General features: G+C 70.6%; 21 protein-coding genes and 1 tRNA gene. 14 read left to right on the plus strand and 8 right to left on the minus strand.

Annotation, left to right across the window (positions count from 1 at the left end; translation table 11 throughout):
* Positions 1–101: 101 nt before the first annotated feature.
* From paaB to JNO44_RS22090, 5 genes are all read left to right on the plus strand, one after another.
* Positions 102–368: a 1,2-phenylacetyl-CoA epoxidase subunit PaaB gene (paaB, locus tag JNO44_RS22070; protein WP_039641264.1), complete on the plus strand. Its 267-nt coding sequence runs from the start codon at positions 102–104 to the stop codon at positions 366–368.
* Entirely contained in the window at positions 365–1084 is a 720-nt protein-coding gene (gene paaC / locus JNO44_RS22075) for a 1,2-phenylacetyl-CoA epoxidase subunit PaaC (protein WP_205365790.1), read from the plus strand. The genes paaB and paaC overlap by 4 nt, the downstream gene beginning before the upstream one ends.
* Entirely contained in the window at positions 1078–1578 is a 501-nt protein-coding gene (gene paaD / locus JNO44_RS22080; protein ID WP_205365791.1) for a 1,2-phenylacetyl-CoA epoxidase subunit PaaD, read from the plus strand. Before paaC ends, paaD begins: the two co-directional genes overlap by 7 nt.
* Positions 1578–2624 (plus strand): 1,2-phenylacetyl-CoA epoxidase subunit PaaE, encoded by a 1047-nt coding sequence (gene paaE / locus JNO44_RS22085; protein WP_073446634.1) that lies wholly within the window; start codon positions 1578–1580, stop codon positions 2622–2624. The genes paaD and paaE overlap by 1 nt, the downstream gene beginning before the upstream one ends.
* Before the next feature lie 108 nt (positions 2625–2732).
* Complete coding sequence (locus tag JNO44_RS22090) at positions 2733–3866, plus strand: acyl-CoA dehydrogenase family protein (protein ID WP_205365792.1); 1134 nt, start codon at positions 2733–2735, stop codon at positions 3864–3866.
* Between the two features lie 80 nt (positions 3867–3946).
* On the opposite strand, the gene JNO44_RS22095 is transcribed toward JNO44_RS22090, so the two are convergent.
* The 4 genes from JNO44_RS22095 to JNO44_RS22110 all read right to left on the minus strand — a co-directional run bounded on the left by JNO44_RS22095 (position 3947) and on the right by JNO44_RS22110 (position 8636).
* Positions 3947–4291 carry a rhodanese-like domain-containing protein gene (locus JNO44_RS22095; RefSeq protein WP_073446637.1) on the minus strand — a complete coding sequence of 115 codons (345 nt, stop codon included), beginning with the start codon at positions 4289–4291 and terminating at the stop codon, positions 3947–3949.
* Between the two features lie 10 nt (positions 4292–4301).
* Complete coding sequence (locus JNO44_RS22100) at positions 4302–5267, minus strand: J domain-containing protein (protein WP_205365793.1); 966 nt, start codon at positions 5265–5267, stop codon at positions 4302–4304.
* Between the two features lie 164 nt (positions 5268–5431).
* Positions 5432–6988 (minus strand): DUF2252 domain-containing protein, encoded by a 1557-nt coding sequence (locus JNO44_RS22105; RefSeq protein WP_205365794.1) that lies wholly within the window; start codon positions 6986–6988, stop codon positions 5432–5434.
* 355 nt (positions 6989–7343) lie between these two features.
* The gene (locus JNO44_RS22110; RefSeq protein WP_205365795.1) at positions 7344–8636 is read right to left on the minus strand and encodes an ABC-2 transporter permease; all 1293 of its coding nucleotides are present in this window, start codon (positions 8634–8636) and stop codon (positions 7344–7346) included.
* Positions 8637–8823: 187 nt separating this feature from the next.
* On the opposite strand from JNO44_RS22110, the gene JNO44_RS22115 reads away from it, so the two are divergent.
* Positions 8824–9258 carry a MarR family winged helix-turn-helix transcriptional regulator gene (locus JNO44_RS22115; RefSeq protein ID WP_205365796.1) on the plus strand — a complete coding sequence of 145 codons (435 nt, stop codon included), beginning with the start codon at positions 8824–8826 and terminating at the stop codon, positions 9256–9258.
* A 123-nt stretch (positions 9259–9381) separates the two neighbouring features.
* Here JNO44_RS22115 and JNO44_RS22120 read toward each other — a convergent pair whose 3' ends face one another.
* Complete coding sequence (locus tag JNO44_RS22120; protein ID WP_039634792.1) at positions 9382–9744, minus strand: winged helix-turn-helix transcriptional regulator; 363 nt, start codon at positions 9742–9744, stop codon at positions 9382–9384.
* 125 nt (positions 9745–9869) lie between these two features.
* On the opposite strand from JNO44_RS22120, the gene JNO44_RS22125 reads away from it, so the two are divergent.
* The gene (locus JNO44_RS22125; RefSeq protein ID WP_205365797.1) at positions 9870–10520 is read left to right on the plus strand and encodes an FMN-dependent NADH-azoreductase; all 651 of its coding nucleotides are present in this window, start codon (positions 9870–9872) and stop codon (positions 10518–10520) included.
* 247 nt (positions 10521–10767) lie between these two features.
* Here the strand turns inward: JNO44_RS22125 and JNO44_RS22130 are convergent, their stop codons facing one another.
* Complete coding sequence (locus JNO44_RS22130; RefSeq protein ID WP_205365798.1) at positions 10768–12030, minus strand: MFS transporter; 1263 nt, start codon at positions 12028–12030, stop codon at positions 10768–10770.
* A 100-nt stretch (positions 12031–12130) separates the two neighbouring features.
* Between JNO44_RS22130 and JNO44_RS22135 the strand changes: the two genes are divergently transcribed.
* On the plus strand, positions 12131–13123 hold the full coding sequence (locus JNO44_RS22135; protein WP_240167610.1) for a LysR family transcriptional regulator: 993 nt from the start codon (positions 12131–12133) through the stop codon (positions 13121–13123).
* Between the two features lie 483 nt (positions 13124–13606).
* Here JNO44_RS22135 and JNO44_RS22140 read toward each other — a convergent pair.
* Positions 13607–13690 (minus strand) — tRNA-Leu (locus tag JNO44_RS22140).
* A gap of 456 nt (positions 13691–14146) precedes the next feature.
* Here JNO44_RS22140 and JNO44_RS22145 point away from each other — a divergent pair.
* From JNO44_RS22145 to pknB, 6 genes are all read left to right on the plus strand, one after another.
* Complete coding sequence (locus tag JNO44_RS22145) at positions 14147–14965, plus strand: FhaA domain-containing protein (RefSeq protein WP_039634788.1); 819 nt, start codon at positions 14147–14149, stop codon at positions 14963–14965.
* Between the two features lie 10 nt (positions 14966–14975).
* Complete coding sequence (locus JNO44_RS22150; protein ID WP_067349278.1) at positions 14976–15500, plus strand: FHA domain-containing protein FhaB/FipA; 525 nt, start codon at positions 14976–14978, stop codon at positions 15498–15500.
* 132 nt (positions 15501–15632) lie between these two features.
* Positions 15633–17168, plus strand: coding sequence for a PP2C family protein-serine/threonine phosphatase (locus tag JNO44_RS22155; RefSeq protein WP_205370211.1), 1536 nt, complete (start codon positions 15633–15635; stop codon positions 17166–17168).
* A 23-nt stretch (positions 17169–17191) separates the two neighbouring features.
* On the plus strand, positions 17192–18589 hold the full coding sequence (locus JNO44_RS22160) for an FtsW/RodA/SpoVE family cell cycle protein (protein ID WP_039634781.1): 1398 nt from the start codon (positions 17192–17194) through the stop codon (positions 18587–18589).
* Complete coding sequence (locus JNO44_RS22165) at positions 18586–20055, plus strand: peptidoglycan D,D-transpeptidase FtsI family protein (protein ID WP_073446653.1); 1470 nt, start codon at positions 18586–18588, stop codon at positions 20053–20055. Before JNO44_RS22160 ends, JNO44_RS22165 begins: the two co-directional genes overlap by 4 nt.
* 146 nt (positions 20056–20201) lie before the next feature.
* On the plus strand, positions 20202–22202 hold the full coding sequence (gene pknB / locus JNO44_RS22170; protein WP_205365799.1) for a Stk1 family PASTA domain-containing Ser/Thr kinase: 2001 nt from the start codon (positions 20202–20204) through the stop codon (positions 22200–22202).
* A gap of 79 nt (positions 22203–22281) precedes the next feature.
* Here pknB and JNO44_RS22175 read toward each other — a convergent pair whose 3' ends face one another.
* A complete protein-coding gene (locus tag JNO44_RS22175; RefSeq protein WP_205365800.1) occupies positions 22282–23028 on the minus strand; it encodes a class E sortase in 747 nt (248 codons plus the stop codon).
* Positions 23029–23032 lie beyond the last annotated feature (4 nt).

Here is a 23032-nt window from a genome sequence, read left to right on the forward strand (position 1 = left end):
CGACACCACGCCCCACGCACGCCCCGGCCGCACCCGCCGAACCCACCCGGCCGCACACCACCACCGAACCCACGGCCACCACCGGCCCCACCGACTGGCCCCTGTGGGAAGTCTTCGTCCGCAGCCGCCGCGGCCTGTCCCACACCCACGCCGGCAGCCTCCACGCCCCCGACGCCCAGATGGCCCTGCGCAACGCCCGCGACCTCTACACCCGGCGCTCCGAAGGCGTCTCCCTATGGGTCGTCCCCTCCACCCAGATCACCGCCTCCTCCCCGGACGAGAAGGACACCTTCTTCGAACCGGCCGGCGACAAGCCCTACCGCCACCCGACCTTCTACGAAATCCCCGAGGGGGTGCACCACCTATGACACCGCACCCCACCACCCCCGCCCTGCCCCTCGGGGACGACGCCCTGATCCTCTCCCACCGCCTCGGCGAATGGGCGGGCAACGCCCCCGTCCTCGAAGAGGAAGTCGCCCTCGCCAACATCGCCCTGGACCTCCTCGGCCAGGCCCGGATCCTGCTCTCCCTCGCCGGCGACGAGGACGAACTCGCCTACCTCCGCGAGGAACGCCACTTCCGCAACGTCCAACTCGTCGAACAGCCCAACGGCGACTTCGCCCACACCATCGCCCGCCAGCTGTACTTCTCCACCTACCAAGAGCTGCTCTACGACCACCTCGCCACCACCGACACCCCGTTGACGCCCCTCGCCGGAAAAGCCGTCAAGGAGACCGCCTACCACCGCGACCACGCCACACAGTGGACCCTGCGCCTCGGCGACGGCACCGACGAGAGCCACACCCGCATGCAGCGCGCCCTGGACGCCCTCTGGCGGTTCACCGGCGAACTCTTCGACCCCGTCGACGGACTGGACGACGTCCCCTGGCAGACCCTCCGCGACGAGTGGACCACCCGCATCACCAGCGCCCTGGAGCGCGCCACCCTCACCGTCCCCGCAGGCCCCCGCCACGGCGCCTGGACCGCCGGCGGCGGACGCCAAGGACTCCACACCGAACCCTTCGGCCGACTGCTCGCCGAAATGCAACACCTCCACCGCAGCCACCCGGGGGCGACATGGTGACCACCCCCACCACCCTGGAAACGGAACTCCTGGCACTCGCCGGCTCCGTCCCCGACCCCGAGCTGCCCGTCCTCACCCTCGCCGAACTCGGCGTCCTGCGCGACGTACGGCTCACCGCCCCCGACCGCGTCGAGGTCACCCTCACCCCCACCTACACCGGCTGCCCCGCCATCGAAACGATGTCCGCCGACGTCCAACGCGTCCTCCACGACCACGGCATACCCCACGTCGAGGTCCACACCGTCCTCAGCCCGCCCTGGACAACCGACGCGATCACCGACGAAGGCCGCCGCAAACTCGAAGCGTTCGGCATCGCCCCACCCCGCCCCACCGGCCCCGCCCGCAGACCGATACCCCTCGACCTCACCCTCCGCTGCCCACACTGCGGATCGACCGACACCACCCTGCTCAGCCGGTTCTCCTCCACGGCCTGCAAGGCGCTGCGCCGCTGCGAGTCCTGCCGCGAACCCTTCGACCACTTCAAGGAGTTGTGATGTTCCACCCGCTCCGAGTGCGGGAGATCGAGCGACTCACGGACGACGCGGTGGCCGTCACCTTCACCGTCCCGCCCGCACTCCGCACGACCTTCCGACACACCCCCGGGCAGCACATCGCACTGCGCAGAACGATCGACGGCCAGGAAATCCGCCGCACCTACTCCATCTGCACCCCCGCCACCGACGACCCCGTCCTGCGGGTGGGCATCCGCCTGGTCGAGGACGGCGCCTTCTCCACCTACGCCCTCAAGGAACTCACCGTCGGCGACACCGTCGACGTCATGGCCCCGGCCGGCCGCTTCACCCTCGCCCCCCGCCCCGGCCAGTTCGTGGGCATCGTCGGCGGCAGCGGCATCACCCCGGTACTCTCCATCGCCACCACCCTGCTCGCCCGCGAACCACACGCCCGCTTCTGCCTGATCCGCAGCGACCGCACCACGGCCTCCACGATGTTCCTGGAGGAGGTGGCCGACCTCAAGGACCGCTACCCCGAACGGTTCCAGCTGGTGCACGTACTCTCCCGCGAGGAACGCCAGACCGGCCTCCCCTCCGGCCGCCTCGACCAGGAACGCCTACACACCCTGCTGCCCGCACTACTGCAGACCGACGCCGTCGACGGCTGGTACCTCTGCGGCCCCTTCGGCCTCGTCCAGGGCGCCGAACGAGCCCTGCGCGCCCTCGGCGTACCGCGCACCCACATCCACGAAGAGATCTTCCACATAGACAACGGCGCCGCGGCCCCCGTCCCCGCCGCCACCGCGCCCGCACACAGCACGGTGACCGCCACCCTCGACAGCCGCTCCGGCACCTGGCCCGTCCACGACGGCGAATCGCTCCTGGAAGCCGTACTCCGCAACCGTCCCGACGCCCCCTACGCCTGCAAGGGCGGCGTCTGCGGCACCTGCCGCGCCTTCCTCGTCTCCGGCGAGATCCGGATGGACCGCAACTTCGCCCTGGAATCCGACGAGGTCGACGCCGGATACGTACTGGCCTGCCAGTCCCACCCCGCCACCGAACAGGTTGAGCTGGACTTCGACCGCTGAGAACCACCCACCGCCGTCCGCGCCATTCCCAATTCCTGCAACATGTTCTACCTTGACGCCTCGTCAGATATCACTGTCGGAATCCGACGGCGCGCGGGAGGACGGACCGTGGACTTCACCTTCACCGAAGAACAACAGGCAGCCGTCGAAGCGGCACAAGCCGTCTTCTCAGCAGTCACCCCGGACAGCACACCCAGCCCGGCACTCACCCACGGCCCCGTGGCCGACGACTTCGACCGCCCCCTCTGGCACACACTCGCCAACGCCGACCTGCTCGGCCTCCCCATCGCCCCCGAACACAACGGCGCGGGCCTCGACCCCCTCGCCCTCTGCCTCGTCCTCCGCGAATCCGCCAAGGTCCTCGCCCGCGTCCCGCTCCTGGAGTCCTACGCCGCCGCGCACACCCTCCAGCGCCACGCCACCGACGACCTCCGCGCCGAGATCCTCCCCCACATCACCACCGGCGACCTCGTCGTCACCACCGCCTCCCACGGACGCACCGGCCACGACCCGGCCGAACTCGCCGTCACCGCCCGCCAGGACGGCACCACCTGGACCCTCGACGGCACCCACACCGCCGTCCCCTGGGCCCCCACCGCCGACCGGATCCTGCTCCCCGCCCACACCCCCGACGGCCACACCCTCCTCGCACTCGTCCCCCGAGACCGCACCGGCCTCACCCTGCACGACCAGACATCCACCAACGGCGAGCGCCACGCCGAGGTCCACCTCGACTCCGTACGCACCGACGCCCGGGAAACACTCACCGACCCCGCCGCCTGGAACACCCTGCGCGACCTGCTCACCACCGGCACCTGCGCACTGGCCCTGGGCCTCGGCGAACGCGTCCTGACCATGACCAGCGACTACACCGGGAAACGCGAACAGTTCGGCTTCCCCCTGGCCACCTTCCAGGCCGTCGCCGTCCAGACCGCCGACCGCTTCATCGACCTGCGCGCCATGGAAGCCACCCTCTGGCAGGCCGCCTGGCGCCTCACCACCGGAGCGAGCGGCCCCCTACCGCCCACCGGGGACATCGCGGTCGCCAAGATCTGGGCCTCCGAAGGCGTCCGCCGCGTCGTCCAGACCGCCCAGCACCTGCACGGCGGCTTCGGCGCCGACACCGACTACCCACTGCACCGCTACCACGCCTGGGCCAAACAACTCGAACTCGCCCTGGGCCCCGCCGCCGCCCACGAGGAAGCACTCGGCGAACTCCTCGCCGCACACCCGCTCAGCTGAAACCCACACGACACGGGCCGCCACAGCAGACCAGGCCCTACGGGGAGATCCCCGAGGGCCTGAAGGAGAGCCCCGAGGACCTAGATGACGGTCCCCACGCCGCCCTTGCCGTCCGACACCGGACGCCCGGCCGCCTCCCACGCCTGCATACCGCCCGCGACATTCACCGCGTCGATGCCCTGCTGGATCAAATACTGCGCGACCTGAGCCGACCGCCCACCGACCCGGCACATCACATAGACCTTGCCGCTGTCCGGCGCCGCCTCCGTCAACTCCCCGTAACGGGCGACGAATTCGCTCATCGGAATGTGCAGCGCGCCCTCGGCGTGCCCGGCCGCCCACTCGTCGTCCTCACGGACGTCCAGGAGGAAGTCCTCGGGCGTGAGGACATCGACACCGACCGTGGGCACAGAACCAAAATGCATACTCCCGACGCTACCCGACCAGCTGGGCGAGATACGCCTCGCGTTCCCGGACATCGGCCATCAGCTTCTCGGCGATCTCGTCCAGCAGAGCATCCGGATCGTCCGGCGCCATCCGGATCATCGAGCCGATCGCGCTGGCCTCCAGCTCCACGACGACCGAAGCCAGCAGCTCCTTGCGCTCGGCCAGCCACTCCAGCCGGGCATAGAGCTCCTCGCTCTCGCTCGGCCGACGCTCGGCGGGCGCCGGACCGGCCTCCCACTCCCGCACCAGCTCCCGCAGCAACGCCTCGTCGCCCCGCCCGTACGCAGCGTTGACCCGCGCGATGAACCCGTCCCGACGGGCCCGCTCCGCGTCGTCCCGCGCCAGGTCCGGATGCGCCCGGCGCACCAGGTCGCGGTAGAGCTTGCGGGCCTCCTCGCCGGGCCGCACCTTCGGCGGCGGCTGAACCGGCTGATCGGTGAGCATCGCCTGCGCCTCGGGGAACAGCCCCTCCGACCCCAGCCAGCCGTGGAACAGCTCCTCCACCTGCGGCATCGGCAGCACCGACGCACGTGCCTCGCGGGCCTTACGGATGTCCTCGGGGTCGCCGGAGCGCGCCGCCACGGCCTCCGCGATCTGCGCGTCCAGCTCGTCCAGCCACGCGTACATGGGGCCGAGCCGCTGGTGGTGCAGCCGGGAGAAGTTCTCCACCTCCACCCGGAAGGTCTCCACCGCGATCTCGAACTCGATCAGGGCCTGCTCGGCCGCCAGCACCGCCTTCGCCAGCCGCCGAGTCGCCTCGTCCCGACCATCCGCGCCCTCACCCGCGCCCTGCGGGCCCCCGCCGGGAGCGGGGGCGTCCCCGTCGCCCCGCTCGGCGCCCGGCACCGCCCCGCGGGCATCCGCCGCCCGCGGTTCGGCCGGGGCGCCGGGTGTCCCCGGTACGTCCGGTCGGTCCTGGCCGTCCTGCGCGTTCTCCGCGTGCGAGTTCGTCACCTGGTCAGCGTACGGCCCGGGGGGTGCGGCCACCTGACCGCACCGGGGGCCTCGGGGCCCTCCCCCCCCGGCCCCCTCCCCACCCGCCCCCACACCTCACCCCAACCACCGCCCCACCCGACCCCGCCCGCAAAGCCCCCGGAAGGAGCCGGGGCCCCTCGCCGTTACACCCCGCTCTCCGCCGCGATGCGACCGCTGCGTATCGCCGCGACCAGGTCCGCGTGATCCGCTTCCGTGCGCTCCGCGTAGGCCACCGCGAACGCCGCTATCGCCTCGTCGAGTGCCTCGCCCTTGCCGCAGTAGCCGGCCACTACGCGCGGGTCGGCGCTGTGGGCGTGTGCGCGGGCCAGGAGTGCACCGGTCATCCGGGCGTAGTCGTCGAGCTGCCCGTCCGACAGCTGGGCCGGATCCACGCTGCCCTTGCGGTTCCGGAACTGCCGTACCTGGAAAGGCAGTCCGGTGCCCAGACCGTCCGGCGCCCCCGCGCCACTCGACCGCTCCTCCCCGGCGACGCCATGGACGCCGGATACACCGCGTATGCCGTGTACGCCATGTATGCCATGTATGCCGTCCGTCGTGCCCTCCCGTACCGTCGTCCATCCCAGCAGCAGGTCGCTGACCACCTGCATCCGTCGCTGTCCGAGCACCACGCGCCGGCCCTCGTGTTCCGCCGGGGGCGCGGGGAAGCCGACCTTCGCCACGTAGGGCGCCAGTATCGAGCGGCGGGCCTCCTTCACCTGGAGGACCAGGGGCTCGCCACGGTGGTCCAGCAGCAGCACCACGTATGACCGCAGCCCGACGCTGCCGGTGCCGACTATCCGGAAGGCGACGTCGTGCACCGCGTACCGTGCCAGCAGCGGCAGTCGGTCCTCGGGAAGCGTCTCCAGATAGCCGGCGAGCGACGAGGCGACCGCTGCCGCCTCCGCGTCCGGTACCCGGCGCAGCACCGGCGGCGCGTCGACGAACCGTATGCCGCCGTCCGGTCCCCGCTCGGTGGATTTCGCCGCGAACCGTGCGCTGGTGTTCTTGCGTGCCTTGGCCTCGACCCGTTCGAGGGTGCCCAGCAGGTCTCGGGCGTCGGTGTGCGAGACCAGTTCCTCGTCGGCGATGGCGTTCCACGCCTCGGTCACCGGGAGCTTTGCCAGCAGCCGCATGGTGCGCCGGTAGGCGCCGGCGGCGTCCTGCGCCGCGGCCTTGCAGTCGTCCTCGCTCGCGCCCGCCTCCCGGCCGGCGAGAACTATCGACGTCGCGAGCCGTTTGACGTCCCATTCCCAGGGGCCGTGGACGGTTTCGTCGAAGTCGTTGAGGTCGATGACCAGGCCGCCGCGGGCGTCCGCGTAGAGGCCGAAGTTCGCGGCGTGCGCGTCTCCGCAGATCTGGGCCCCGATGCCGGTGACGGGGCTTTCCGCCAGGTCGTGGGCCATGAGTCCGGCCGAGCCGCGGAGGAAGGCGAAGGGGCTGGCGGCCATCCGTCCGACCCTGATGGGCGTCAGTTCGGGCAGCCGCCCGGCGTTGGATTCCTCGACCGACGCCACCGCGTCGGGGCGCCCGGCCGTGATCCGCAGAACGGCCTGTTCGTCGCGGGGCAGTTGATCCCGCAGTGCCCGGCCCACGGCCTTGGCCGACGGCCCTTCCGCGTCCGCCTTTGCGAACCCCGGTACGTATGGCACGCGTGTCACGGCGGCCACCTCCCCCTTCGTGCCCTTGGTTTCGCGCGGCATTCCTGGTGTGCCCCGGCACACCGGCATCCCCCGCGTCCGTCCGACTCGGCGGCCTGTGCGGCTCGCCGGGCACTGACGTTACCGACAACGGCCCGGCGTCCGTCGTGCCTGTGGATAACTCTCGGAGGCGGACAGGGAGGGGGCCGGAGGGAACGGATCGGACCGCCGGGCACACCCCAGGAAGGACGGGCGGAAGCGAGGGCGGAAGCGAGGGCGGAAGCGAGGAGGGGGGGCGACGAAGGGAGCGAGGAAAGGAGGGGAGAAGGCGAGAAACGGGCGAAGCAAGCGGAGAAGGAGGCAGAGGAGGAAGCGGCCGGGCGAAACCGCTCGGCCGCTGCGGCATTGGCGGCGTCGGCTAGACGCCCACGGCCTCTTCCATCTCCTCTTCCATCTCCTCTTCCGTTTCGCTGTCGCGCTGCGCGGTGGGCCGCGCGGAGGCCCGTTCCGGGGTACGTCCCTGGGCTCGTTCCGGGGTGCGTTCGGGCATCGTGGCGGCTACCGCGGCGGCGGCTACCGCGCCGGCGTTGGCCACCGCTTCGGCTTCGGCCGTGCGCCGCCGCTGCTCGGTGAGAGCCGCCGCGGCGACCATCAGCAGGCCGACGAGCAGCCATCCCGCGAGCGTCCAGACGTGTCCGGCGAGGCCGTGGCCGTCGAAGTAGACGTGACTGCGGGTGCCTTCCACGAAGCCGGCGCCGTTCCAGAAGGAGTGCAGGGCGGCGAAGAAGCCGTTCTGCATCTCGGGGCGGAAGATGCCGCCGGAGGACGTGAAGTTGAGCATCACGAAGAGCACCATCACGCCGAGCGTGGTCCAGCGCTTGAGGAAGGTGTGCAGGCCGGTGCCGATGAGCAGGATGCCGGCGGAGTACAGCCAGGCCATGCCCCACAGTGCCCACAGGCCGTGGTCGACCAGGTGGAAGACCGGTCCGGCGAAGAGGGTCCCGATGGCGGCGACCACGAAGGAGGTGCCGGTCGCCAGGGCGGCGCGGATCCGCATCGGGAGGACGGCGCCGGCGCCGCCGATGACCGCGACGGAGGCGTAGGAGCCGATGCTGAGGGCGACGAGCAGGAAGAAGATGCCCTGTCCGGTGGGGTCGTGCGCGGCGGTCGGTGCGATGTCGGTGACCTTCAGCGGGTCGCCTTGTCGGGCGGCGAGCGGGGTGAAGATCTTCTGGACGACGGTGGCGCTGGTGTCGGACCCGGCGGTGGCCACCAGGAGTTCAGGGCCGTGTTGTGCGTCGCCGTTCCGGGAGAGGGAGGCCCGGTTGGTGGTACCGGTACCGGTGCCGGTGCCCGTGCCGTTGGCTTGGTTGCCGCCGGCCAGGTAGGCGCCGAAGATCTCCTGGTTCTTCAACTGGCCGACGGCGGTGGCCCGGTCGGGGACGGTGCGTGCTTCGAGTTCGCCGTGTTCCTTGTCGTTGATGGTCTGCGCGAGTACTTGGGCGTGCGTGCCGGTTCCGACGATGGCGACGGGCAGGTGGTGCGGTGAGGGGTTGGCGAAGGCGCCGAGGTAGGCGAGTCCCATTCCGACGCACATCAGGAGCGGAGTGATCAGGTGTGTCACCACGTGGCGCAGGTCGCCTGGCCGGACCTGGTGCCGGTCGCTGCGGTGGTCGCTTCGGTGGTCGGGACGTCGTCGGTCCGCGGTCATGGGCAAGCCTTCTCAGTAGTCGTCCGGGCCGGTTGTGTGGTGGGCCGGTCGTCGTTCAGCTGTGGCCGGTGGGTTGTGGCTCCGGTGCCCGGGCGAGCGGGCGGACGCCCCGCCAGTAGTTGGCTATTACAACTCTCACGCCACGTTGTACTGTACAACTAGTTTCCCGAAAGGCAAAGGCGACCCCGTGACCCAGCGCGACGCTTCCGTCGAGACCATCCAGCAGGAGATGACCGCGTTCGCCCGGCGCGCCCGCGCGACCGCCGCCCGGATGCACCCCGAGCTCTCCCTGGTGTCCTACACCCTGCTCGCGCACCTCGATGACCAGCAGGGATGCCGCGCCACCGACCTGGCGGCGCACTACTACCTGGACAAGTCCACGGTCAGTCGACAGATCGCGGCACTGGAGAAGCTCGGTTTCGTCGAGCGGCGCATCGATCCGGACGACCACCGCGTCCAGGTCCTGCACCCCACCGCGGAGGGCGCCCAGGTGCTCGCCAATGTGACCGCCAGCCGCCGCCAGGCGTTCCACGAGCGGCTCGCCGACTGGGGCGAGGAGGACCTCGACCGGTTCGCCTCGTACCTGGTGCGCTACAACGCCGCCCAGGAGAAGCTCGGTTGACCCACCGGGAGGGGCGCGACCGGCCCTCCCGCAAGCGTCTTGACCGACCCGCCGGAAGGGGCGCGACCGCCCCACAGGGAGCGACTCGACCGCCCCTTCGGGAGCGGAGTCCCGCCCGCGGCGCTACTTCCGGAAGCGCTCCGGGCACTGCCCCCCGTCGGCGAGGTAGGTCTCGGCCCAGCGGCCCAGTTCCTTGAGGGCGGGCTCCATGGCGCGGCCGGCCTCGGTGAGCCGGTAGGAGACCCGCAGCGGCGGTCCGGCGTCGACCTCGCGGACGACCAGACCGGTCGCGGCCAGCTCCATCAGGCGGTCGGAGAGCATCCGCTCACTGATGCCGGGGATGGCGCGCCGCAGGTCGGCGAAGTGGACGGGGCCGGGCATGAGCGTGGCCACGATCAGGCCCGTCCAGCGCTTTCCGAACAGTTCGAAGACGCGCGTCATACCGCCGTCGACCTGCCTGCACATCGCCTCACCGTGGTCCGCCATACACCCAGGGTACCGCCCTCCCGTTGGCTACTGCAGAAAAGTAAGTTCCTGTGCTATGAATAGTGACATACGGAATTCAACTGGTGGTCGGTCCCGCCCGGCCACATAGCGAAGGACCGATCCCCATGGCCACGCTTCTGCTCATCGACTCTTCCGTCTTCCCCGAGGGCGGCTCCGCCTCCCGTGCGGTGACCGCCGCGTTCCGCAAGACCTGGGAGGAGCAGCACCCCGACGGCACCGTCATCCACCGCGACCTGGCCGCCGACCCGCTGCCGCACATCGACGCCGTCGCCGCCTCCGCCGGCTTCTCCGACCCGGCCACGCACACCCCGGAACAGCAGGCCGCCTTCGCGCTGCGCACCCAGCTGGCCGAGGAGCTGGAGCAGGCCGACGCCATCGTCATAGGCGCGCCCATGTACAACTTCACGATCCCCTCGACCCTCAAGGCGTGGCTCGACCAGGCGATCATCATGGGCCGCACCGTCGGCGAGAACGCGTCGGCGAAGGGCAAGCCGGTCGTCGTGGTCGCCAGCCGCGGCGGCTCCTACGCGCCGGGCACCCCGCGCGAGCCTTTCGAGTACGTCCAGAACTACCTGGAGGCCGTCCTGAACGGTGGCTTCGGCCTGGAGGTGGAGTTCATCGTGCCGGAGCTGACCATGGCCCCCAGCAACCCGGCGATGGCCGAGCTGGTCCCGCTGTTCGAGACCTCCCGTGCCAAGGCCCACGAGCAGGCGGAGGCCAAGGCCAAGGAGCTGGTCGCGCGCTTCGCCGCCTGAGCGGAGACCGCGCCGCCTGACGGGAGGCCCGCCCGGACCGTGCCGGTCCGATCCGTGGGCCCCGCCGTCCGGCGCCCCGAGGAAGAACGGTCGTGCCCCGCCTGCCCCCTGGGCGGGGCTGACCGCTCCCGGCCCGTGGTTCCGCCCGCCCGGGCCCGCGCCCCGTCCACCTCGCCCCGTGGCCGTGGCACCATCTCACCCCCGCGGCGTCACCTCGTCCCCGTGACACCACCCCACGGCCATGGCGTCACCCCGTGGCCGCCGCTCCCCGGCCCGGGCTCCTGCCCAGCGCCGCGGCCAGCAGCGCGCCCGCCGCGAGCCCGCCGCCCAGCCCGATCACGCCGCCGGTCCCCCAGCCGTCCGCGGCCAGCCCGCCGATCAGCGCGCCCAGCGCGATGGCCGCGTTGAACACCGCCACGAACAGCGCCGAGGCCGCCTCCCGGGCGTCCGGCGCGGCCGCCATCAGCCAGGTCTGCGTACTGACCGAGACGCCCCCGTAGGCCAGGCCCCAGACGGCCACCAGGGCCGCGGCGCCCAGGACACCGGCGGCGTGCCCCATCGGGGGCACCAGCAGGACCGCGGCGGTCAGCACCGTGCAGATCGCCAGCAGCGTGGCCCGTGGGGCGCGGGCCGCGCCGGCGCCGGCCAGGAAGTTGCCCGCCAGCCCGGCGACCCCGAAGGCGAGCAGCACGGTGCCGACCTGTCCGGGCCGCGCGCCGGCCACCATCTCCAGGACCGGCCGCACATAGGTGTACGCGGCGAAGTGCCCCGCCACCAGGAGCGCGACGAGCACCAGCCCGGTGCGCAACGGAGGCCGGCGCAGCAGCCCCAGCACCCCGCCCAGCCGCACCGCGCCGGGCGCCGGCAACGGTGGCAGCAGCACGACCAGCGCGACCAGGACCACGGTGCAGACCCCGGCCATCGCCGCGAACGCCGCGCGCCAGCCGCCCAGTTCACCCACCAGCGCGCCGGCCGGCACGCCCAGGACGGACGCCGCGGCGACCCCGCTGAATATCAGGGACGTGGCCGCAGCCACCCGCCGCTCGGGCACCAGCCGTACCGCGAGCCCCGAGGCGATCGCCCACACCCCGCCCATCCCGAGCCCCACCAGTACCCGGGCCACCAGCAGCACCGCGACGTTGGGGGCGTAGACGGCCAGCAGGTTCGCCACGGTCAACGTGCCCATCAGGGCGGCCAGGACGGTGCGCCGGTCCCGGCGCCCGATCAGCAGCGTCAGCACCGGTGCGGCGAGGGCGGCGACCACGCCGGTGACGGTCACCGTCAGCCCGGCCGTCCCGTCCGACACCCCCAGGTCCCTGCCGATCGGCGTCAGCAGGCCCACCGGCAGCATCTCCGACGTCACCACCGTGAACGTCCCCGCCGCCAGCGCCCCGACCGCCGGCCACCCCCCGCGCCGGCGCCCCGACTCCCCTTCTGCCGCGTCCCGTTGGAGATCCTCCACCGTGCCGGTGGCAGCCGCGCTGGTCACCGCACTCTCGCTCTTCGCCATGGCTCCCAGCGTTCCGGCGCCGCCGCGGGGGAACAACGGCGAACTCCTCACCCTTCTATGAGCAGCACTCATCGATCGACCGCACCTGGAGGAGGGGCGCATGAGCGGCCCGACCGCCCCCGCCGGCCCCGTCGGCGCTCCCGGTCTCGAACTCCGCGAGCTGGAGTGCTTCCTGGTGCTCTCCGAGGAGCTGCACTTCGGCCGTACCGGGGAGCGTCTCTACATCTCCCAGAGCCGGGTCAGTCAGCTACTGCGCGCCCTGGAGTCCCGGATCGGTGCGCGGCTGGTGGACCGCACCAGCCGCCGGGTCCGGCTGACGCCGCTGGGCGAGGAGTTCCACGCGTCCCTGCGCCCGGCCTACGACGCGCTGCGCGCCACGGTGGAGGGCGCCCGCACGGCCGCCCGCGGCATCGAGGGCCGGCTGACCGTCGGCTTCCAGGGCACCGCCGACGACCGGATCATGCGGGCGATCGACGCCTTCCACGCCCGGCATCCGGGGTGCGCCACGCAGATCGTGGAGATCCCGCTGTGCGACCCGTTCGGTGCGCTGCGCAGCGGTGCGGTGGACGTGGCGGTGACGCTGCTCCCGGTGGCCGAGCCGGATCTCGTCCTGGGGCCGGTGTTCTCGGCGCAGCGGCAGACGGTGGCGCTGTCCGTGCGGCACCCGCTGGCGTCCCGTGCGTCCTTGAGTGCCGAGGAGCTGGCGGGGCTGCCCCTGATTGCCCCGGACCGGCCGGCGCCGGTGTACTGGCGCACCGCGCAGGCGCCCATCGCCACCCCTGAGGGCCGGCCCGTTCCGGCCGGCCCCCGGGTCAGCACGCTGCAGGAGGGGTTGACGCTGACCGCGGCGGGCCGGGGCGGGATGCTGCTGTGCCGGCCGACGGCGGACTACCACGGACGCCGTGACGTGGTCTTCGTCCCGGTCACCGGCCTCCCCGACTCGGTACTGGGCGTGGTGCACCACGCGGCCCGGGAAACCGCCCGGGTCCGGGCCTTCGCCGACGCGGTGCGGGAGGTGACGGCGGCCGGTACCTCCCCGCGCCCGCGCCACCGGCCGGACACCGCGAACGGCGAAGCACGGCACGGGAGGTGAGGGAGGGAGGTGAGGGAGGAATGTGACGCGGCGAACGCCGAGCGCAGCAGGAGGTCCCGCCGGGCGGCCCCGGTCAGCGGCGCGAAGCGGGAGGCGTCGAGGTCCAGGGCGGAGATGCCGGAGCCGTTCAGCCAGTGGTGCGGAGGCGGACGGGCCGCGGTCGATGTCGGCGACGGTGCGCGCCTTCGCCTGCCGCATGGCGGCCGACGCCCTTCCGTCGGCCCGAACCCGCCCTGCCTGTAGTCAATGTCACACCCCAGTGGGGCCGGCTCGTCACCTCCACCACGACAGCCCTGCCTGCGGCCCGCGGCAGTCGGCATCCGCCCGGCCACCACCTCGAACAGAGCCGCGGCACCGACCCGCAGAACGGCGGCGGCCCCCTGCCGATCGCAGGGGGCCGCCGCCCGAACCACACAAACAACGAGGCCGGTTGATCCGACTTCCGTCGAACCAACCGGCCTCGTATGGTCAGATGACCATCTGTGCGCGAGGGGGGAGTTGAACCCCCACGCCCTTTCGGGCACTGGAACCTGAATCCAGCGCGTCTGCCTATTCCGCCACCCGCGCATGGGTGCTGCCGGTTTATTCTCTCACGCGATCCGGGCCGTTCGGTCCGGGTCTTGCGGGAGCGCCTTCCGACATCGAGAACATTAGCACGCTGTTGGGGGTGTCTTCACACGCCTTTCCCCCGGTCCCCGGCCTGCGGGGGGTGCGAGGGGCACTCGGGGGCGACCCCGCGCGTTCTCCGGAGGGCCACCTGGGACGCTGGCCTGAGTCGGCCCCCGCCCCCTCGGTCGGGTCGGCGGTTGCGGGACACTGTTAACGGGGCACATCTACGATCGCAGTGCACAGGAAGCGGCGTAGGGAGGCGATGAGGAGGACGACGGGCACCGGGCAACCCTGTGGTGGGCGACACTCGTCCTCCAGGCAGGAAAGGGGAACCAGCCGATTTCCCGGCGCGTGGATACGATCAGTAAGCAGTATCAGGGCGACCCTGACGAAGACTGAGGAAGGAGGTGCCCCGTGGGAGTACTGAAGCGTTTCGAGCAGCGTCTCGAAGGTCTCGTCAACGGCACCTTCGCCAAGGTGTTCAAGTCCGAAGTGCAGCCCGTCGAGATCGCCGGCGCGCTGCAGCGCGAGTGCGACAACAACGCCAGCATCTGGAACCGCGACCGCACGGTCGTCCCCAACGACTTCATCGTCGAGCTGAGCACTCCGGACTACGAGCGGCTGAGCCCGTACAGCGGCCAGCTCGGCGACGAGCTGTCGGGCATGGTCCGCGACTACGCCAAGCAGCAGCGGTACACCTTCATGGGCCCGATCAAGGTCCATCTGGAGAAGGCCGAGGATCTCGACACCGGTCTGTACCGCGTCCGCAGCCGCACCCTCGCATCCAGCACGTCCCAGGACCGTCCCGGTCAGGCCGCGGCGGCCCGCGCCACCGGGGCGCCGAATCCCCCCGGCGGTCATGTGGCGCCGCCCATGCCGTCGTCCCCGCCGCCCGGTGCGGCGCCCGTGCCTCGTACGGGAGCGCCCGGTGCCGGGCCGCAGCCCCCTGCGCAGACCCGGCGCTGGATCGAGATCAACGGCACCCGTCACCAGATTTCCCGCCCCACCATGGTGCTGGGTCGCAGCACCGACGCCGACGTGCGGATCGACGACCCTGGGGTCTCCCGGCGGCACTGTGAGATCCGGGTCGGCACGCCCGCCACGATCCAGGATCTGGGTTCCACCAACGGGATCGTGGTGGACGGGCAGCACACCACCCGCGCTAGTCTCCGCGACGGCTCGCGGATCGTCGTGGGCAGTACCACCATCGTTTACCGGCAAGCCGAAGGGTGAAGCGGGGCCAATGTCAGAGCTGACCCTCACGGTCATGCGGTTGGGTTTCCTCGCCGTACTGTGGCTGTTCGTCATCGTGGCCGTTCAGGTCATCCGCAGCGATCTGTTCGGCACGCGCGTCACTCAGCGCGGTGCCGCCCGCCGCGGCGGGCCGGAACCGCGCACCCAGCGCCAGGCTGCCCCCCAGCAGCAGCGCCGCCAGGAGAGCGGCGGTCGCGGCGGGAACCGGCAGCGGCGCGGGGCCCCCACCAAGCTGGTGGTCTCCGAGGGCACGCTGGCCGGTACGACCGTCGCCCTCCAGGGCCAGACGATCACCCTGGGGCGGGCGCACGACTCCACCATCGTGCTGGACGACGACTACGCGTCCAGCAGGCATGCCAGGATCTACCCGGACCGCGACGGCCAGTGGATCGTCGAGGACCTCGGTTCCACGAACGGCACGTACCTTGACCGGACCCGACTGACGACCGCGACTCCGATTCCCCTGGGAGCCCCGATCCGCATCGGCAAGACCGTCATCGAGCTGCGGAAGTAGTACGACAATGAGCGAGCGGAGCGAGCGAGCCGTAACGGTCCACTCGGCGGACCCGGGCGTGCTCCCGACCGGAGGGTGGGCAGTGTGGCTCGACGAGACCGGCTGTACCCCGAGCCGACGGGTGAGGTGCGCATGAGTCTGTCGCTGCGCTTCGCCGCCGGATCGCACAAGGGCATGATCCGCGAGGGCAACGAGGACTCCGGCTATGCCGGGCCCCGGCTGCTCGCCATCGCGGACGGCATGGGCGGCCAGGCCGCCGGTGAGGTCGCCTCGTCCGAGGTGATCTCCACGCTCGTCCAGCTCGACGACGACGTTCCCGGTTCCGACATCCTCACCTCGCTGGGCACCGCCGTGCAGCGCGCCAACGACCAGCTGCGGGTGATGGTCGAGGAGGATCCGCAGCTGGAGGGCATGGGGACGACCCTGACCGCGCTGCTGTGGACGGGCCAGCGGCTCGGTCTGGTGCACGTCGGTGACTCCCGGGCGTATCTGCTGCGGGACGGGATGCTGACCCAGATCACGCAGGACCACACGTGGGTGCAGCGGCTGGTCGACGAGGGTCGGATCACCGAGGAGGAAGCCACCACCCATCCGCAGCGGTCGCTGCTGATGCGGGCGCTGGGCAGTGGCGATCATGTCGAGCCGGACCTGTCGATCCGCGAGGTGCGGGCCGGGGACCGGTATCTGATCTGCTCGGACGGGTTGTCCGGGGTGGTCAGCCACCAGACGCTGGAAGAGACCCTGGCCGGTTACCAGGGGCCGCACGAGACGGTGCAGGAGCTGATCCAGCTCGCGCTGCGCGGCGGTGGGCCGGACAACATCACCTGCATCGTCGCCGACGTCCTGGACGTGGACGGCAACGAGGCGGCGGCCGGGCAGCTCAACGACACCCCCGTGGTGGTCGGCGCGGTCGCCGAGAACCAGCACCAGCTGAACGACCCCAGCACGCTCCAGACGCCGGCGGCGCGCGCCGCCGAGCTGGGCCGCCGGGACGCGCAGGCCGCTCCGGGGGGTGCCTTCGGGCCGCCCGGCAGCGGGGACCCGGAGGTCGGCGGGGTGCCGCAGGGCTCGTTCGGGGCGTTCACGGACGAGGACTTCCTCAAGCCGCGGCGGCGCGGCAAGTGGCTGAAGGCGTCGCTGTTCACGGTGCTGGCGCTGGGGGTGATCGGCGGAGGGCTGTACGGGGGCTACCAGTGGACGCAGACGCAGTACTTCGTCGGCGCCAAGGACGATCATGTCGCGCTGTACCGGGGCATCAGCCAGGACCTGGCGTGGATCAAGCTGAACGCGGTCGACGAGGATCACCCCGAGATCGAACTCAAGTACCTGCCGGTGTACCAGCGCAACCAGGTCAAGGAGACCATCGCGGTCGACAACCGCAATCAGGCGAGCGAGAAGGTCGTCGAGCTCGGCAAGCAGGCCGGCGCCTGTCAGGCGAAGGAGCAGCGCGAGGCCGCCGAGCGGGCGGCCGGGGCCGCCAAGGGCAAGGGCGCCCAGGCCGGTAAGCCCGGTGGTACGCCGACGACCGGCGCCAAGCCGGGCACCGCTGGTAGCGGCGTGGCCGGGACGCTGGCCGCGACGGCCGGCACCACCCCCACGCCGACGCCCAGCCAGACGCCCTCCGAGGAGCAGCAGAAGCTGGAGAAGAATTGCAGCACCCAGCAGTGAGGGCGTAGAGGGCCGGAGATTTCATGAGCAGTACAACCACCACGACGACTGTGGGCACGTTCGCCGCCCCGAGTCGTCGCAACACCGAGCTGGCCCTGCTCGTCTTCGCGGTGCTGATCCCGGTGTTCGCCTACGTCAACGTCGGTCTGGCGAAGGACGGTTCGGTGCCCGCGGGGGCGCTGGGCTACACGCTGGGGCTGGGGTTGCTGGCGGGGGTCACGCACCTGGTCGTCCGTAAGTGGGCGCCGTATGCGGACCCGCTGATGCTGCCCATCGCGACGTTGCTGAACGGCCTGGGGCTGGTGTTCATCTGGCGGCTGGACCAGGAGCCGAAGATCAGCACCCCGCAGCTGGGCGGTGCCATGGCACCGGGTCAGTTGATGTGGTCGACGCTGGGCGTCGCGCTCTTCCTCGGTGTGCTGGTCTTCCTGAAGGATCACCGGGTCCTGCAGCGCTACACCTACATCTCGATGGTGGTGGCGCTGGTCCTGCTGATCGCCCCGATCTTCTTCCCGGCCCGGTTCGGCGCGCGCATCTGGATCACGATTCCCGGTGTCGGTTCGCTGCAGCCCGGTGAGTTCGCGAAGATCATCATCGCGATCTTCTTCGCGGGCTATCTGATGGTGAAGCGGGACGCGCTGGCACTGGCCAGCCGCCGCTTCCTGGGCATGTATCTGCCGCGCGGCCGGGACCTCGGCCCGATTCTGGTCATCTGGGCGCTCAGCCTGATGATCCTGGTCTTCGAGACCGACCTGGGCACCTCGCTGCTCTTCTTCGGCCTCTTCGTGATCATGCTGTACGTCGCCACCGAGCGCACCAGCTGGATCGTCTTCGGTCTGCTGTTGAGCGCCGGTGGTGCGGTCGCCGTGGCCACCTTCGAGTCGCATGTGCAGGTGCGTGTCCACAACTGGCTCAACCCGCTGGAGCTGCAGAACGGCGGTGTGACGGAGACCGCGCAGTCGATGTACTCCTTCGGCTCCGGCGGCATCCTCGGGTCCGGTCTCGGACAGGGCTACTCCCGGCTCATCGGCGGTATCGCCCCGAAGAGCGACTACATCCTCGCCACCGTCGGCGAAGAGATCGGCCTGGCCGGTCTGATGGCGATCCTGCTGCTGTACGGCCTGCTCATCGAGCGCGGTATCCGTACGGCGCTGGCGGCGCGCGACCCGTTCGGCAAGCTGCTGGCGGTCGGTCTGTCGGGCGCCTTCGCGCTGCAGGTCTTCGTCGTCGCGGGCGGTGTGACGGGTCTCATCCCGCTGACGGGTATGACGATGCCGTTCCTGGCCCAAGGTGGCTCGTCCGTGATCGCCAACTGGGCGCTGGTGGGGATCCTGCTTCGGATCAGTGACACCGCGCGCCGTCCCGCTCCCGCCCCCGCTCCGTCCACCGACGCCGAGATGACCCAGGTGGTCCGCCCGTGAACAAGCCCCTGCGACGGGTCGCGGTCTTCTGCGGCCTGCTCGTCCTCGCCCTGCTCATCCGTGTGAACTGGGTGCAGTTCGTCCAGAGCGACCAGCTCAAGAACGATCCGCACAACAGGCGGGTGGCGATCGAGCGCTACAGCACGCCGCGCGGCAACATCATCGTCGACGGCAAGGCCATCACCGGTTCGACGACGACGGACAGTGGTGACTTCAAGTACAAGCGGACGTACAAGAACGGCAAGATGTGGGCGCCGGTCACCGGCTACGCATCGCAGGCCTTCGACTCCAACCAGTTGGAGAAGCTGAACGACGCGATCCTGACGGGCACGGACGACCGGCTCTTCTTCAGCCGCACGGTGGACATGTTCACCGGTGGCAAGCAGAAGGGCGGGAACGTGGTGACCACCCTCGACGCCAAGGCGCAGAAGGCGGCCTTCGACGGGCTCGGGGACAAGAAGGGCGCGGTGGTGGCGCTCAACCCGGAGACCGGGGCGATCCTGGCGCTGGCCAGCACGCCGTCGTACGACCCGTCGACGTTCGCGGGGATGACGGACAAGGACGCCGAGGCGTACAACGCGCTGCAGAAGAAGAACAACCCGGACGAGCCGATGCTGAACCGGGCGCTGCGGCAGACGTACCCGCCCGGTTCGACGTTCAAGGTGGTCACCGCGGCGGCGGCGCTGGAGAACGGCCTGTACACCGACCCGGACGCCAAGACGGACTCGCCGGTGCCGTTCATCCTGCCGGACACCGCGCACCAGCCGCTGAACAACGAGGGCAGCATCGCCTGCGAGAACGTGTCGCTGCGGGAGGCCCTGCGGCTCTCCTGCAACACCGTCTTCGGCAAGGTCAGTGCGGATCTCGGCAACGCGAAGATGAAGGCCGAGGCGGAGAAGTTCGGCTTCAACGACGCGAAGATCGACACTCCGGTGCGGGCCGCGGAGAGCGTCTTCCCGAAGGACAACCGGCCGCAGAATGCGATGGCCGGTATCGGGCAGGCGTCGAACCGTGCCACGCCGTTGCAGATGGCAATGGTGGCGTCGGCGGTCGCCAACGGCGGGAAGCTGATGAAGCCGTACATGGTCGAGTCGCTGGTGGCGCCGAACCTCAACGTCGTGCAGCAGCACACGCCGCAGGAGCTGGGTCGGCCGCTGAAGCCGGAGAACGCGCAGAAGCTCCAGAGCATGATGGAGACCGTGGTCAAGGACGGCACGGGTCAGTCGGCGCAGATCGACGGCGTGACGGTCGGTGGCAAGACCGGTACCGCGCAGCACGGCGAGAACAACAAGGACAATCCGTACGCCTGGTTCATCTCGTATGCGAAGACCGCGAAGGGCACTCCGGTTGCGGTGGCGGTGGTGATCGAGGGGTCGGACACCCTCCGTGACGACATCGCCGGTGGCAAGCTCGCCGCCCCGATCGCGAAGGGCGTGATGGAGGCGGTCATCGAAGGCCAGCGGTGACGCGGGGCATGGCGATACCGGTCACGTATCAGGTTGCGGCTCCGGTCCGGTCCGGTACGGCGTGCCGGGTACGGTATGCCCGGACAGCACACCGCCGGACCACACACGGGTGCGGTCGGGACTGACGGAGAGGGCTGGAGAAGCTTATGGAAGAGCCGCGTCGCCTCGGCGGCCGGTACGAGCTGGGCTCGGTGCTCGGCCGTGGTGGCATGGCGGAGGTCTACCTCGCGCATGACACCCGTCTCGGCCGCACCGTGGCGGTGAAGACCCTGCGGGCGGATCTCGCCCGCGATCCGTCTTTCCAGGCCCGGTTCCGCCGTGAGGCCCAGTCGGCCGCCTCGCTGAACCATCCGTCGATCGTCGCGGTCTACGACACCGGCGAGGACTACGTCGACGGGGTGTCGATCCCGTACATCGTCATGGAGTACGTGGACGGGTCGACGCTGCGTGAGCTGTTGCACTCCGGGCGGAAGCTGCTGCCCGAGCGGTCGTTGGAGATGACGATCGGTGTGCTGCAGGCGCTGGAGTACTCGCACCGCGCCGGCATCGTGCACCGCGACATCAAGCCGGCCAACGTGATGCTGACCCGTACCGGCCAGGTCAAGGTGATGGACTTCGGTATCGCCCGGGCCATGGGCGATGCCGGTATGACCATGACGCAGACCGCGGCGGTGATCGGTACCGCGCAGTACCTGTCGCCGGAGCAGGCCAAGGGCGAGCAGGTCGATGCCCGCTCCGACCTGTACTCGACCGGCTGCCTGCTCTATGAGCTGCTGACCGTGCGGCCGCCGTTCGTCGGGGACTCCCCGGTCGCGGTGGCCTACCAGCACGTGCGGGAGGAGCCACAACCGCCGAGCACCTTCGATCCGGAGATCGCCCCGGAGATGGACGCGATCGTCCTGAAGGCGCTGGTCAAGGACCCGGACTACCGCTATCAGTCGGCGGACGAGATGCGGGCCGACATCGAGGCGGCGCTGGACGGCCAGCCGGTCGCGGCGACCGCCGCGCTGGGTGCGGTGGGTTACGGCGAGCAGGACCAGCCGACGACGATGCTGCGGGCGCAGGACCCGGGCGGCCCGAAGACGTCGATGCTGCCCCCGATGAACCCGGACGACGGGGGCTACGGCTACGAGGAGCGCGGCGACCGGCGGCGGGGCGGCGGCAAGAAGAGCAACGTCTCCACGATCCTGCTGGCGCTGGCCGCGGTCCTGGTCCTGGTCGGTGCGATCTTCATCGGCAAGGCGATGTTCAGCGGCGGCAACAAGAGCAACTCCATCACGGTGCCCAACCTTGAGGGCAAGACGCTGGCGGAGGCGAAGTCGTACGGCGACAACAGCTCCTTCAAGGTCGTCCAGGACGGCAGCAAGGAGTGCGACAACGCCCAGAAGGGCCAGGTCACCGCGCAGGAACCGGCAGCCGACACCAAGATCGACAAGGACAGCACGGTCCACGTGACGATCTGCTCGGGTGCGGTGAAGGTGGCCATCCCCGACGTGCAGGGCATGCCGTTCGACCAGGCGGTGAACCAGCTCAAGAACAAGGGCTTCCAGAACGTCACCAAGGCGGAAGAGGTGTCCGACCGGACGCCGGGCATCGTCACGAAGCAGAGCCCCGACGCGCAGTCCCAGTCGACCAAGGACGTCCAGATCACGCTGACGGTGGCCAAGGCGGCGCCGAAGGCGACCGTGCCGGACGTCAAGGGCCAGGACTTCGCCGCGGCACAGAAGCAGCTGACCGACCAAGGCTTCAAGGTCAAGCGGGGGCCCGACCAGAACGTCACCGACCCGGCGCAGAACGGCAAGGTCGTCGCGGAAAGCCCGGATGGGAACCAGCAGGTGGCCCAGGGCTCCACGGTCACGCTGACGGTCGGCAAGGCCGCGCAGGCGCAGGTGCCGGAGGTGCGGGGCAAGAAGGTGAAGGAGGCCAAGCAGATCCTCCAGCAGGCCGGCTACAACAACATCCAGTTCCCCAACGGCAGTTCGCAGGACGACAACGCCGTGGTCATAAACCAGGACCCGCAGCCGGGGACGCAGGGCGACCCCGCGTCGACCACCGTGAACCTGACCACCGCGGGTGGGGGCGGCGACAACGGGAACCAGGACGGCGGCATCTTCGGCGGACCGTTCGGCTGGGGGAAGAAGCACTAGCTCCCGCACGACCCCGTACGACGGAGCCCCGGCTGCCCTTGGAGGGCGGCCGGGGCTCCGTCGTGTGCGGGGTGGTCGGTCAGCGGAGTTCCTCGGGGGGTGTGCGGTCCGCGTCGACCTTTTCGGTGCGTTCCAGTTCGCCCCAGACGATGTAGCGGTAGTCCGAGGTGTAGACCGGGGTGCAGGTGGTGAGGGTGATGTAGCGGCCGGCCTTGTGCTTGCCGGATTCGGCCGGGATCTTGTCGAGGACGTTCACGTTGTACTTGGAGGTCTGCGGGAGCGTCGCGTAGACCTTGTAGACGTACCAGGTGTCCTTGGTCTCGAAGACGATCGGGTCGCCGACCTTGAGCTTGTCGATGTTGTGGAACTTCGCGCCGTGGCCGTCGCGGTGCGCGGCGAGGGCGAAGTTGCCCTGCTTGTCCTGCGGCAGGGCGGACTTGACGGGCTTGGTGTAGTAGCCGGCGACTCCTTCGTTGAGGATGTCGTTGTCGGTGCCCTTCTTGACCAGCACCTCGCCGTTGTCCATCGCCGGTACGTGGAGGAAGCCGATGCCGTCCTTGGTGTCCAGCGCTCCCGGCCCCTTGGGTCCCGGTGGCGCGGCGGCCCAGTGCTTGCGAACCTGGTCGCTCTGCTTGTGGGATTCGCGGTCGGCGAGGACGTTGGTCCACCACAGCGAGTAGACGACGAACAGGCCCAGGATCAGCCCGGCCGTGATGAGGAGTTCACCGATGACGCTGACGACGGAGGCGAAGGTGCGCCACCCCCGGCGTGGCTCCGGTGACATCGCGGACCCGTCGCGGTCCTCGTCGATTCCGCTGGCAGTCACCGGT

Source organism: Streptomyces noursei (genome assembly GCF_016917755.1).
In the GTDB taxonomy this organism is placed as follows: Bacteria; Actinomycetota; Actinomycetes; order Streptomycetales; family Streptomycetaceae; genus Streptomyces; species Streptomyces yunnanensis.

Bases quoted from the DNA above. Each gene is read 5' to 3' on its own strand.
- paaC (WP_205365790.1), top strand. From the start codon at position 365: ATGACACCGCACCCCACCACCCCCGCCCTGCCCCTCGGGGACGACGCC.
- paaD (WP_205365791.1), top strand. From the start codon at position 1,078: ATGGTGACCACCCCCACCACCCTGGAAACGGAACTCCTGGCACTCGCC.
- paaE (WP_073446634.1), top strand. From the start codon at position 1,578: ATGTTCCACCCGCTCCGAGTGCGGGAGATCGAGCGACTCACGGACGAC.
- JNO44_RS22095 (WP_073446637.1), bottom strand. From the start codon at position 4,291: ATGCATTTTGGTTCTGTGCCCACGGTCGGTGTCGATGTCCTCACGCCC.
- JNO44_RS22105 (WP_205365794.1), bottom strand. From the start codon at position 6,988: ATGCCGCGCGAAACCAAGGGCACGAAGGGGGAGGTGGCCGCCGTGACA.
- JNO44_RS22110 (WP_205365795.1), bottom strand. From the start codon at position 8,636: ATGACCGCGGACCGACGACGTCCCGACCACCGAAGCGACCACCGCAGC.
- JNO44_RS22120 (WP_039634792.1), bottom strand. From the start codon at position 9,744: ATGGCGGACCACGGTGAGGCGATGTGCAGGCAGGTCGACGGCGGTATG.
- JNO44_RS22125 (WP_205365797.1), top strand. From the start codon at position 9,870: ATGGCCACGCTTCTGCTCATCGACTCTTCCGTCTTCCCCGAGGGCGGC.
- JNO44_RS22130 (WP_205365798.1), bottom strand. From the start codon at position 12,030: ATGGCGAAGAGCGAGAGTGCGGTGACCAGCGCGGCTGCCACCGGCACG.
- JNO44_RS22135 (WP_240167610.1), top strand. From the start codon at position 12,131: ATGAGCGGCCCGACCGCCCCCGCCGGCCCCGTCGGCGCTCCCGGTCTC.
- JNO44_RS22150 (WP_067349278.1), top strand. From the start codon at position 14,976: ATGTCAGAGCTGACCCTCACGGTCATGCGGTTGGGTTTCCTCGCCGTA.
- JNO44_RS22155 (WP_205370211.1), top strand. From the start codon at position 15,633: ATGAGTCTGTCGCTGCGCTTCGCCGCCGGATCGCACAAGGGCATGATC.
- JNO44_RS22160 (WP_039634781.1), top strand. From the start codon at position 17,192: ATGAGCAGTACAACCACCACGACGACTGTGGGCACGTTCGCCGCCCCG.
- pknB (WP_205365799.1), top strand. From the start codon at position 20,202: ATGGAAGAGCCGCGTCGCCTCGGCGGCCGGTACGAGCTGGGCTCGGTG.